General features: G+C 38.7%; 8 protein-coding genes and 1 pseudogene. 4 read left to right on the top strand and 5 right to left on the bottom strand.

Features of this window, described 5'->3' with window-relative positions:
- Window positions 1-126 precede the first annotated feature (126 nt).
- Window positions 127-546, bottom strand: a pseudogene (locus HH219_RS21225) (Plug domain-containing protein); the annotation flags it as partial.
- 190 nt (window positions 547-736) lie between these two features.
- Between HH219_RS21225 and dbpA the strand changes: the two are divergent.
- Window positions 737-2,125 (top strand): ATP-dependent RNA helicase DbpA, encoded by a 1,389-nt coding sequence (gene dbpA / locus HH219_RS21220; protein ID WP_054205216.1) that lies wholly within the window; start codon window positions 737-739, stop codon window positions 2,123-2,125.
- Between the two features lie 3 nt (window positions 2,126-2,128).
- Here the strand turns inward: dbpA and HH219_RS21215 are convergent, their stop codons facing one another.
- Window positions 2,129-2,725, bottom strand: coding sequence for a DNA-J related domain-containing protein (locus HH219_RS21215; protein ID WP_169328549.1), 597 nt, complete (start codon window positions 2,723-2,725; stop codon window positions 2,129-2,131).
- Window positions 2,726-2,804: 79 nt separating this feature from the next.
- Between HH219_RS21215 and HH219_RS21210 the strand changes: the two genes are divergently transcribed.
- Complete coding sequence (locus tag HH219_RS21210) at window positions 2,805-5,627, top strand: ATP-binding protein (RefSeq protein ID WP_169328548.1); 2,823 nt, start codon at window positions 2,805-2,807, stop codon at window positions 5,625-5,627.
- Here the strand turns inward: HH219_RS21210 and HH219_RS21205 are convergent.
- The 3 genes from HH219_RS21205 to trxA form a co-directional block, all read right to left on the bottom strand.
- Complete coding sequence (locus HH219_RS21205; RefSeq protein WP_169328547.1) at window positions 5,624-6,883, bottom strand: methyl-accepting chemotaxis protein; 1,260 nt, start codon at window positions 6,881-6,883, stop codon at window positions 5,624-5,626. The two genes, HH219_RS21210 and HH219_RS21205, sit on opposite strands and share 4 nt — an antisense overlap.
- A gap of 354 nt (window positions 6,884-7,237) precedes the next feature.
- Window positions 7,238-8,497 carry a transcription termination factor Rho gene (gene rho, locus HH219_RS21200; RefSeq protein WP_054205212.1) on the bottom strand — a complete coding sequence of 420 codons (1,260 nt, stop codon included), beginning with the start codon at window positions 8,495-8,497 and terminating at the stop codon, window positions 7,238-7,240.
- Between the two features lie 179 nt (window positions 8,498-8,676).
- Complete coding sequence (gene trxA, locus HH219_RS21195) at window positions 8,677-9,003, bottom strand: thioredoxin TrxA (RefSeq protein ID WP_054205211.1); 327 nt, start codon at window positions 9,001-9,003, stop codon at window positions 8,677-8,679.
- 91 nt (window positions 9,004-9,094) lie between these two features.
- Between trxA and rhlB the strand changes: the two genes are divergently transcribed.
- Both rhlB and gppA read left to right on the top strand, forming a co-directional pair.
- A complete protein-coding gene (gene rhlB / locus HH219_RS21190) occupies window positions 9,095-10,372 on the top strand; it encodes an ATP-dependent RNA helicase RhlB (protein WP_054205210.1) in 1,278 nt (425 codons plus the stop codon).
- 47 nt (window positions 10,373-10,419) lie between these two features.
- Window positions 10,420-11,913 carry a guanosine-5'-triphosphate,3'-diphosphate diphosphatase gene (gene gppA, locus HH219_RS21185; RefSeq protein ID WP_054454394.1) on the top strand — a complete coding sequence of 498 codons (1,494 nt, stop codon included), beginning with the start codon at window positions 10,420-10,422 and terminating at the stop codon, window positions 11,911-11,913.
- Window positions 11,914-12,277: the final 364 nt, after the last annotated feature.

Here is a 12,277-nt window from a genome sequence, read left to right as displayed (position 1 = left end):
AAGATGTTTTTTGGGCTGCGTAGTTACTTATCAAGTTGTAAAAAGCAAGGGATCAGTGCGTCTACCGCATTAGCATTATTATTCAATGGCATGTTGCCCAGCATTTTTACCCCTCCTGAGTAGTTACGATGGTCCTTTAATAACTTCTACTTGCTGTAAAATCTCAATCGGCTGTTGATAGTGAGACCAATGCTGATGACCATCACGTAAGTAACCTGTTGATGAACTTAACCCAAAGCCACGTAAATTAAATACTTCGCGGTTACGTTGTTGTGAGCCAGCGGTTAGGCTGGCATCGTTTGTTAATACTTCGCCCAGTGTTGTGGCTAATTGTTCATTCACAATTGTGTCAGTGATGACGGTGACTGATTGTGCGGTTTCAAGCAATGAAGCTGATGTGCGCATAGCGCCTTTTGCATGGTCTACTTTATAGTCATTGAAGTAAGTACCTTTAACTTCAATTTTTTCTATGTTTTCATTCGTAGTTGAGGCGTGTGCAGCGGTTACAGAGGTAAGCAGTGCAAGATAAAGCGGGCTAAGTTTCATTAAATGGTTCCGGCTGAGTGAGATAAAAAGCGATGCAGATCTTAATGAAAATAGATTTTATTTACAATACCTTTATTGATTAATTTATAATAAAGGCCTTAATGGTTGCTATGACTGATTTCTGCTATCATTAGCGCAACTAGAGGCAGGGCTATTCCTTGCTAATTTATTTTTTGTTTCGGGATTTATTGTGACTGCTACTGCTTTTTCATCACTCGCTTTACCATCAGGTTTGGTTGATAACTTATCTACTTTAGGTTACGCCCACATGACTGCTGTACAAGCTCAAAGTCTTCCTCCAGTACTTGAAGGTAAAGATATTATTGCACAAGCTAAAACGGGGTCAGGTAAAACTGCGGCGTTTAGTTTGGGTGTATTGGCCAAGCTTAATGTTAAGCGCTTTCGTATTCAATCTTTGGTGCTTTGCCCAACGCGTGAATTAGCGGAGCAAGTTGCTGTTGAAATGCGTAAATTAGCACGCGGCATTCATAACATTAAAATACTCACCTTATGTGGTGGTGTATCGATTGGACCGCAAATAGGCTCGCTTGAACACGGCGCGCATATTATTGTTGGTACGCCAGGGCGTGTTGATGATCATATCCGCAAAGGTACGTTACGTTTAGACGACGTAGAAACTTTAGTGCTTGATGAAGCAGATCAAATGCTTGATATGGGCTTTCAAGATACGTTAGATGCAATTATCGAGCGTATACCAAAACAACGTCAAACATTACTATTTAGTGCTACTTTCCCGCGCGCTATTGAAGCAATCGCTAAACGGGTGTTAAGTAACCCTGTAATGGTGAAAGTTGAAGAAGAGCAAGAAAAAAGCACTATCAAACAGTACTTCTATAAAATGGATAATAACAAACAACGTTTTAATACTTTAAAATTGTTGTTGTTAAAGTTTCAGCCAGAAAGCTGTGTGGTGTTTTGTAACACCAAAGTTGAAACTCAACAAGTATGTGACGATCTAGCTGATGAAGGGTTTAGTGCAGTTTCATTGCATGGTGATTTAGAGCAGCGAGATCGAGAGCGTACACTTATCCATTTTTCGAATAAAAGCGCGTCAATATTAGTGGCTACAGACGTTGCAGCGCGTGGTTTGGATATTGACGACATGGATATGGTAATTAACTATCACCTTGCTCATGACCCACAAACGCATGTACATCGTATTGGTCGTACTGGCCGTGCGGGTAAAAAAGGTATTGCGTGTTCTATTTACGGTGATGCCGAGCAGTTTAAAGTGGCGCAAATTGGTGACCACTATGAATGCGACTTTTTACCAGAGCAATTACCACCATTTAGCTTACTAGAAAAACCGCCTTACAAGCCTGAAATGGTGACACTGATGATTGATTCAGGTAAAAAGCAGAAGGTCCGTGCAGGTGATATTTTAGGAGCACTAACAGGTAAAGATGGTGTTGCAGGGCGTCAAGTTGGTAAAATTAATGTACTTGATAACGTAGCATTTGTAGCCGTTGAGCGTAACTCTTCAAAACCTGCACTACGTAAATTGACCGAAGGTAATATTAAAGGCCGTAAAATTCGCGCTCGTCGCTTAACGCGTTAATAATTACCCGTTACATATTGTTGAGCAGCTACTCTTTAGCTGCTCGTATTCACTCTTCAATTGTTTAAATTTATCTGCATTGCCGTGTGTTTTATCCGGATGGCATTGTATTGCTAGCTGTCGCCAGCGTTTTTGCACATCTTTTATCTTACTTTGCGGTGGTAATTGCCAGCGTTTTAAAAGCAGTTCTCGGGTTGTTATATCTACTTTTAATGTCGAACCAGTCTTAGTTGTGAAGCTATGCCAAAAGCTATTTAATAACTTTTCTATTTCAACACTGGATGTCTCAAAATTATTCCAGTCAAGGTAGTAAATACGTAGCGGATCAGTTGCATTTAATGCTGAGTGATTAGATGGCGCAGTGATTAATTCAATATGTAAACTGGATATCAGTAATTGCTGCGTTGGCAATACTTGCTGTTGAAGCTGATATAAAGCGTTCATGATTAAAAAGTTACGTTTAAATAAGTCACGTTCAGGAAGAGAGTCTAAATTATTAATGACACCACGGTCTTTTAATTTCAATGCTAAAGTATGAACCATCCACACTTGCTTTGTTAAAATCAATTCAAAAATCTCATCAATCAGAGGGTTAAGCATTGTTTGCAATCTAGTAATTAGTGTATCTTTGACAAACTATCACAGCTTTCACGGCTACAAAAGTTTCAAGGATATAATTATGCCGAGCCAGTTGAAACGCTCATTGCTTATTGGCCTCATGGTCTACATCAGTGTTTTTGCAGTATCGAGTTTTGCAAAGCAACAAAGCAGTATGTTAGAGCAGTTTGATTTGGCTGAAAATTGGCCTCAAAAGCAGTTGTTGGCTAGTGAGTTATTATCTTCAGTGCAGCTATCAGATAAACAAAAAAATGCTATTTATTCTGAAATGGCTAAAAATGCTTTTGAAATAAGCGATTACACTCAAGCGCTTCATTACTATAAATTATTGGAGCAAGGCAGCGATTTTAATGATTTACCTGAGTTGCATTTTAGAGCTGTAAAAATGCAGGGTGTGGTGCTGTATTACCAAGGTTTGATGCAACAAGCCGTTATTGATTATAGTCGAGCATTAAGTCTTGCCGTTCGTTTAAATAGCCCTTTAAAACAAGCTAATTTATTGAGCAATATAGGATTATCATATTTCGATATGTATAATATGGAACTAGCCCTTGATTACTATCAGCAAGCTAAAGTTATTTATGAGCAAGATGGCAGTGCACAAGATCAAGCCGACATTTTGCATAATATTGCAGGGGTTTATATTCGTTTATCTCGCTATGATTCAGCATTGGAAATATACCGCAAAGTACTAAGTGTATTTCAAGCGTTGGGCGATGAAGATGGTGTTGCTCAAGTGCACGGTAATATGGGCGTTGCATATGATGAGTCGGGTCAAAATCAACTAGCTCTGCATTACTACCAGCTGGCTTTACGTTATTACCAAAGTACCAATAATGCCTTTCAACTATCTACAAGACATAATAATTTAGCCAACATTAATTTAAAAATAAACGAACTGGATGCTGCATATTATCACTCAAATGCCGCACAAGGATATGCACGACAAATTGATAATAAACAGCTGTTATTAGCCGCTTTGCATGTGTTAGCAAAAATACAGTTGGTCAAAGGTGATATTGATGCTGCAAAGAAAAATTTAGAGCAATCAATAGCGCTGGCGAAACAATACAAAGATGAAATGCGCTTAAGAGATGGCTTAGGAATTGAAGCGTTGTTAAGTGCAAGCTTAGGTGATTTTGAACGAGCGATGCACTTACATGACAAATTTGTAGAGTATCAACGTAGTATGACAAGCGAGGAAATAATTAAAGCCCTAAATGTGTTTCAATCTCAATTTGAATCCAATAAATTGAATCAGGAGATTCAAGATCTGAAGCAAACTAGTCGATTACAAGAGTTAGAGATAGCAAAGCGCTCACAACTCACTATTTTGTTGGCGATAGTATTCGTACTGGTTTTGATCTGCAGTGTTGCTTTATATCGCCGTACAATTGAAAGAAAAGCTAAAGTACAACTAGAAGAGAAAGTTGAAAAGCGTACGCAAGAGTTACGTTCTGTTGCTCAAAAATTACAGTCAGCAAATGAAGTGAAAAGCCAATTTTTAGCAAATATTAGCCATGAGATCCGCACTCCTCTAACAGCTATTTTGGGGCAAACTGATGATTTATTAAATGGTTTATATGACACTGAGCAATTAGGTACGGAGTTACTGGTAATTAAAAAGCACAGTGATCATCTCAAAGAGCTCATTAATGATGTGCTTGATCTCAGTAAGATAGAAGCAAATCGTTTAGAGCTGAGTGTTTGTGATTTTGATTTAGTGCAGTTGGTAATGGATGTGTATTCAATGTCTAGTTTGCAAGCGAGAAGCAAGGGTTTGACGCTTACATTGGATAATCAAATTGGTGAGCAGTACTGGGTTAAGCTAGATTTGATGCGAGTAAAGCAAATTTTAATCAACTTACTGAGTAATGCAGTTAAGTTTACTCAACAAGGCTCGGTTACATTACGCATCAATGAAACCGCTTTGGGCGTCCAGTTTGCAGTAATAGATACAGGTATCGGTATTCAGGCTGAGCAGTTAAAGATAGTTTTTGAGTGTTTCCAACAAGGGGATAACACAATCAGTCGACGCTTTGGTGGCTCGGGGCTTGGTTTAAGTTTATCACAACAGTTAGCTATGATGATGGGGGGTTATATCAATGCACAAAGTGAATACGGTAAAGGCAGTGAATTTATGCTTTATTTGCCATGTAAACAATATCTACCAGGCATACCAGTTTCATCATTACCAGTAACCACTACAGCGAAAACATTGGCTGGGAAGGTATTACTTGCTGAAGATCATCCGGATAACCGTCGCTTAATTACACGCTTCTTAAACACCTTAGGGCTAGATGTTATTGCTGTAAGCAATGGTGAAGAAGCTGTTGAACAATGCCTTAGTGAATTTCCCGACGTAGTTTTACTAGATATACAAATGCCAATAATGGATGGCTTAACAGCCTTCGATTTGCTAGAGAAGTGTGGTTTTAATAAACCGGTTTTTGCACTTACAGCCAATGCAATGAGCCATGAAATTGCAGATTATCTGGCCTTAGGTTTTTCGGGATATTTAAGTAAACCCCTAGATAAAGAAGATTTTTACACTAAACTTAGCGAGCACTTAAGTGTGTTACCAGCTTCAAAAGAAATGGCTATCGATATCGATGTTAGTGATCTAATCAGAAGTTTTGTAGCCAGCTTTGATGATGAAGTAAATGCATTAAAAGATCACTATCAGCAAGGTGACCTGTCTGCTTTGCAACAAGATAGTCATCGGATCCTTGGTGCAGCACAAATGTTCGCATTAGATAGTGTCATTCAACCAGCATTATTATTGGATAAGGCATTGTTAAACAGTACCGAAGCCGAAAATAATACAGGGTTAACAGAATTAGTTGAGTCATTAATCCATGAGTTAGAGCAGTTTAAGGTTTAGAATAACTCTATATCATTTGTTGGTGCGGTCGTGTTTTGGTTGCTACTGGAGGTATTTTCGTTGCGCCTAGCGCTATCATTACGTTGAGTGTTATCAATAATGCCCTCGCTAACATGAAATAACCCCAATTTTTCATGTAGGCTTTTTGCTAAATTTCGAAGATCTTCACTGGAAACCGATTGGATCAATGTGCTCGAAAGTGCATCCGAATTTAGCTCCACCATTGCTTCAATGTTTGACTGGGCTTCATCGGACATTATTTTTTGTTGAGCAACTTGATGGTTAATTTTTTCTGATAGTGCGTTGATGGCCAGCATAGCTTGTTCAATGGTATTAATCTCGTTACTTGTTGCATGCGATAGCTTAACGGTTTGTTGTGCTTCAGTTAGTGCATTGCTCATCAAAGTGTCAGCACGATCAGTGCTTTCTTGAATTTTCCCCACCATAGTACGAACCTCTTGTGTGGAATTACTTGTTCGTGCTGCTAAATTACGTACTTCATCAGCGACAACAGCGAAGCCTCGGCCTTGCTCGCCAGCACGGGCCGCTTCAATTGCGGCATTGAGAGCTAATAGATTTGTTTGTTCTGCAATTGCATTTATTACTTCAATCACTGAACCTATATTATCGCTGTCTTGTTTTAAGACTTTCATATGTTCACTTGTTTGCTCTATATTTGTAGCTAATTTTGATAAGCTTGCTTGGCTATTATCGCTATCAATACGCGTCTGTTGAACTGATTGAGTTGCAGAGGCGACAGAGGTGTAAATAAGTTCAACATCACCTTCTAGCTCTCTGGATATACGTATAGTGTGCTCTATAGTTGTGGCTAATTCTTCACCATGTGCATGTTGAATACTGGCTTTTTGGGTCATTGAAGCATAAGTATCTCGTAATGCATCTGCCATAGGGAGTAAGCGCGATGAAGTACAATATATCTCATGAAACATATGCTCTATGGTGGTTAAACTTGCATTGAGTGCAAAGCATGATTTTGGGGTGATATTAGGATTTTCGTCAAAACGAAAAGTGAAATTTATATAATCACTGGTGATTAAATTTTCGACTAGGTTATCTAAGTGCGGAGTTGGTAACACAACATTTTTATAAATGAGTAAGGTTGTGCCATTACCTACCATTATTATAAATAATAAGCTCAAAAGTGCAGAGAGTTGTAGGTCAAAAAAGTAGCATATTAGACACGTACCAAGTATTAAAAAGCCAGTTAGAATTAAAATACTTTTAGTTATTGTCATCCGTTACACCTTAAAATCTTAATTTTGTCAGATAAAATAATGTATTTAATCGCCCCTAGAAAGAACTCTTTGGGCAGCGCATGTTTGGCATTTATACTGCATTATCGCCTATTTATGGGGAACAACCACACACTATAGGCGCTGCCTTGCCTAAATACCAAGCACACTGCTGCAAAATCAATCACGAAAGGTCAACATGCCCTAGCAGAGCAGCAATCACTTCATATGATTTTATTTTGCATACTAATTAAGTTATAGGGTAAAGCATAGAGTAAGACAAATAATCATTGGTAGGTTGGTAAATAAGAGAAAAAAAAAGCCCGTTTTAAACGGGCTTTTTTAATATGAATAGTTTTACTGACGTCTCATAGAGTCAAAAAATTCATCATTGGTTTTGCTCATAGAAAGTTTATCAATTAAAAATTCCATAGCATCAATTTCAGACATTTCATGTACGATTTTACGTAAAATCCACATTTTTTGTAGTTCATCTGTCTTCGTCAGTAATTCTTCACGACGAGTACCTGAACGATTGAAGTCAATTGCAGGGAATACACGCTTTTCAGCAATCTTACGATTTAAGTGCAGTTCCATATTACCGGTACCTTTAAACTCTTCGTAGATAACTTCATCCATCTTAGAGCCGGTATCGATAAGGGCAGTTGCGATAATTGTTAAACTACCACCTTCTTCAACGTTACGTGCAGCGCCAAAGAAACGCTTTGGCTTGTGCAATGCGTTAGCATCAACACCACCGGTGAGTACCTTACCTGATGAAGGAATTACGGTGTTATAAGCACGCGCTAAACGAGTGATTGAATCTAGTAAGATGATGACATCTTTTTTATGTTCAACTAAACGTTTTGCTTTTTCAATTACCATTTCAGCAACTTGAACGTGACGGCTCGCAGGCTCATCGAACGTAGATGCAATTACTTCGCCTTTTACAAGACGCTGCATCTCAGTTACTTCTTCTGGACGCTCATCGATTAGTAATACCATCAACGTTGCATCAGGGTGATTATGGGTAATTGATTGCGCGATATTTTGCAGTAGCATTGTTTTACCCGCTTTTGGCGGTGCTACTAATAAACCACGTTGACCACGGCCGATAGGTGAGGCTAAATCAAGTACTCGAGCAGTAATATCTTCAGTACTACCATTACCACGCTCCATACGTAAACGTTCGTTAGCATGAAGTGGTGTTAGATTTTCAAAAAGAATTTTAGTGCGAGAATTTTCTGGTCTATCAAAATTTACTTCGTTTACTTTTAGTAGTGCAAAGTAACGTTCACCGTCTTTAGGTGGACGTATGAGACCCATTATAGAGTCACCAGTACGCATACTAAAACGACGAATTTGGCTAGGTGATATATAAATGTCATCAGGACCAGCAAGGTAAGAGGCTTCTGATGATCTTAAGAAACCAAAACCATCCTGTAAGATTTCTAGTACACCACCGCCAAAAATGTTCTCTCCACTTTTGGCGTGGGCTTTAAGGATAGCAAAGATTATATCTTGCTTTCTTAAGCGGGCTACGTTTTCGAGCCCCATGGACTCAGCTAAGTCTACAAGCTCTTTAATCGACTTGTCTTTTAATTCGCGTAAATGCATATTGGTGGGTTCTTTATTACAGTTATCATGCTCATATAATCGATATTAATTAATGAGAGAGGTTCGTTGGTAAACTAAGGATTAGTTGGCTTTATAAACTAGCAGCTCACTGGCGTAGCGTCCAGTCTTTATACAAAAAAAATTTAAAAAAGGGCATTTGCCCTTTTTTAAATTCAATATTAGATGTTATTTTCTAAAAACTCAATTAACTGAGTTTTAGATAATGCACCAACTTTAGTTGCTGCAACTTGGCCATCTTTAAAAAGTAATAATGTAGGGATACCACGAATACCGAACTTAGGTGGTGTGCCAGCATTCTGATCGATATTTAATTTACCGATAACAACACGGCCGTCAAATTCGTCAGCTACTTCATTAAGAATAGGGGCGATCATTTTACAAGGTCCGCACCATTCTGCCCAAAAATCAACCAGTACAGGTTTATCTGATTGTAGTACGTCAGCTTCAAAGCCATCGTCAGTTAATTGAATTATTTTCTCGCTCATTGCGCTCTCCGATAAGTTAGGCGAATTTATTTAATGCGTATTTAAACACTCTTGTTTCTTATTGCAAGTTTAAACGTTATGCTTAAACGCTATGACTAAGACACATTTGACCGATAAAAAGTTTTCAGACTTTGCTATTGCACCGGAAGTGGTTGCCGGGTTAACCGAAAGTGGGTTTGAATATTGCACACCCATTCAAGCTAAATGCCTACCTTTTATTTGTGATGGCCGTGATATTGCGGGTCAAGCACAAACAGGTACAGGCAAAACGTTGGCGTTTTTAACAGCCACGTGCCATCGGTTATTACAATCTAGCAAAGCACCTAGTAAACATCCAAGAGCCCTGATCATGGCCCCGACTCGGGAGCTTGCGATTCAGATCCACAAAGATGCAAAAATTTTAGCGCCACACTGTAATCTTAACTTAGGTTTAGTATATGGTGGCGAAGATTACGAAAAACAACGTGCACAGTTAGAAAAAGGCGTTGATATTTTAATTGGCACCACAGGGCGCTTAATCGATTTATATAAACAAGGGTGTTATACCCTCAATGAAATCGAAGTAGTGGTACTTGATGAAGCCGATCGTATGTTTGATTTGGGCTTTATTAAAGATATTCGTTACATGTTTCGCCGTATGCCGGATACATCGCAACGCCTTAATTTATTGTTTTCTGCAACACTTTCATATCGTGTTCAAGAGCTGGCGTTTGAGCACATGACAAACCCAGAGCATGTACAAGTTGAGCCAGATGTAAAAACGGGCAAGCGAATCAGTGAAGAGTTATTTCAGCCATCTCAAGAAGACAAAGTCAAGCTGTTATTAACCTTGATTGAAGAAGAATGGCCTGAAAAAGCGATTGTTTTTGCTAATACCAAGCATAGTTGTGAAACAGTGTACGCATGGTTAAAAGAAGATGGACATCGTGTTGGTATGCTTACCGGTGATGTAAATCAGAAAAAGCGCCAATCAATTTTAGCGCAGTTCACTAAAGGTGATCTAGATTTTCTAGTAGCAACGGATGTTGCAGCACGAGGATTACATATCCCTGAAGTGAGTCATGTATTTAACTTTGACTTACCAGATGATTGTGAAGATTACGTACATCGTATTGGTCGTACTGGTCGTGCAGGCGCATCAGGTAAAGCGATTAGTTTTGCATGTGAACAATACGCGTACAACCTTCATGAAATTGAAGAATATATAGAACATAGCATTCCTTTATCGCATTACGATAAAAGTGCATTGCTTGATGATTTAACAAAACCTACTATTCAAAGAAAGCGTAACTATTCAACAGGTCCTCGTAATCGTAATAATAACAGCGGACGTAGACCTAATAATAATTACCAAAAAGCACGGTCGTAATTACGACCGTCATTATAGTCGTAGTAGTAACTAGAGGTTTTTGAACGGTGGGGCAACTTAAACCGCAAAAAAATGTTTACGCAGTAATTGATTTGGGATCAAATAGCTTTCATATGCTGATTGCTAAATCAATTGCTGGCGGCTTACAAACCATAGGCCGGGTTAAACGCAAAGTCAGATTAGCTGCTGGGCTTAATGACGATAACTTACTGAGCACGCAAGCAATGCAGCGAGGCTGGGAATGTCTTGCCTTATTTGCTGAGCGTCTACAGGATATCCCTAAAAAAAATATTACAATTGTTGCCACAGCTACTTTACGCTTAGCAACAAATGCTGATGTATTTAGAATTAAAGCAGAGCAAATTCTTGGCCATAAAATTAACGTTATCAGTGGTGAGTTAGAGGCGCGAACTATTTACAAAGGTGTCGCGCATACTTCTTCTTGTAGTGGTCGTCAGTTAGTGATCGATATTGGCGGTGCGAGCACTGAAGTTGTAATTGGTAAAGGTTTTGATGCACTGCATTATAAAAGCCTAAATATGGGTTGTGTTACCTACCTTGAACGCTACTTCAAAGATTGTCAGCTAAATGAAATCAATTTTAATGCAGCAATAAAAGCCGCGCGTCTCGTGATTGATGAAATAGCATCTGATTATAAGAGCGCTGGGTGGGAAATTGCGTCTGGGGCTTCTGGTACAGTGCAAGCGATCCAAGAAATTATGGTCGCGCAATCTTTAGATGAATTACTGAGTCTAGACAAGCTCAATGCTATTAAAGAGCAATCAATTACCTATAAAACTATTGCCGCATTAGATTTGCCAGGCTTAAGTGAAGAACGCAGATTAGTCTTTGTTTCTGGGCTAGCAATTTTGATTGCTTTATTTGAGTCGCTTGAAATTGACAAAATGGGACTTGCCGGAGGAGCACTCCGAGAAGGCGTCTTGTATAGCATGATCCCTGAGTTTCATAACCATAACATTCGTAAGCGTACTATTGATGGTTTAATGGCGCGTTATCATGTAGACCAAAAACAAGCTAATCGTGTAGCAGATCTTTCCAGCCAGCTAGCGCTTCAAGTTAGTGAGCAATGGACACTACTAGATACAAGCGGATTGCCTTTGCTCAAAGCGATTGCACAATTACATGAAATTGGATTATTAATAGAGTACAAGCAATATCAGCAACACACCGCTTATATTCTTGAAAATACTGAGATGCCAGGGTTTTCACAATCAGAACATAAGATAATAGTGGCGACTGCAAATGCACATCGTTCGGATCTGCAAAAAAATGGTTTTGATTATTTAGGTTGTCATGCCCAGTTAACTCAATACGTAACACGTTTAATAAGAATTGCAGTGATTCTATCAATGCGTCGTCAAGATGATGTGCTACCAAAACTTACCTTAATTGCTAATAATGAGGCTTTAACACTATCATTTGAAAATGATTGGTTAAAAGCACACCCTTTAATGGCAAGTGAGCTTCAACAAGAGTCTAAACAGCAAGAAAAGGCAGGTTGGAAGTTTATAGTTAAGTAGATAAAAGGGCTATAAAGCCCTTTTATAGTATTAAAAACCGCCTTTCTGTACTAATTTCACTCGAACAACCAATTAAATCAAAAAAGTTCAAAAAAAGTGTTGATCTGTTTTTGGATCTCCCTATAATGCGATCCCACTGAGACGGGAAACGCCAACGCATAGCGAGGCACGGACTTATCAGAGAGTTAAATAAAACTTCGGTTTTAAATATTCCAAAAGAAAATTTAAAACAAAGTGTTGACTCGAAAAATAAAGGGTGTATTATTCGCATCCCTTGAGTCGCTAAAGCGAATCAAAACGTTCTTTAACAATATAAAGCAATCATCTGTGTGGGCACTCGTACAGATTGAGTTCTAACAGCCGA

The sequence above is a fragment of the Pseudoalteromonas sp. NEC-BIFX-2020_015 genome (genome assembly GCF_012952265.1).
GTDB classification, from domain to species: domain Bacteria; phylum Pseudomonadota; class Gammaproteobacteria; order Enterobacterales; family Alteromonadaceae; genus Pseudoalteromonas; species Pseudoalteromonas neustonica.
Note: the sequence above shows the minus strand (reverse complement) of the source record. Positions and strands in the feature narration are given on the sequence as shown.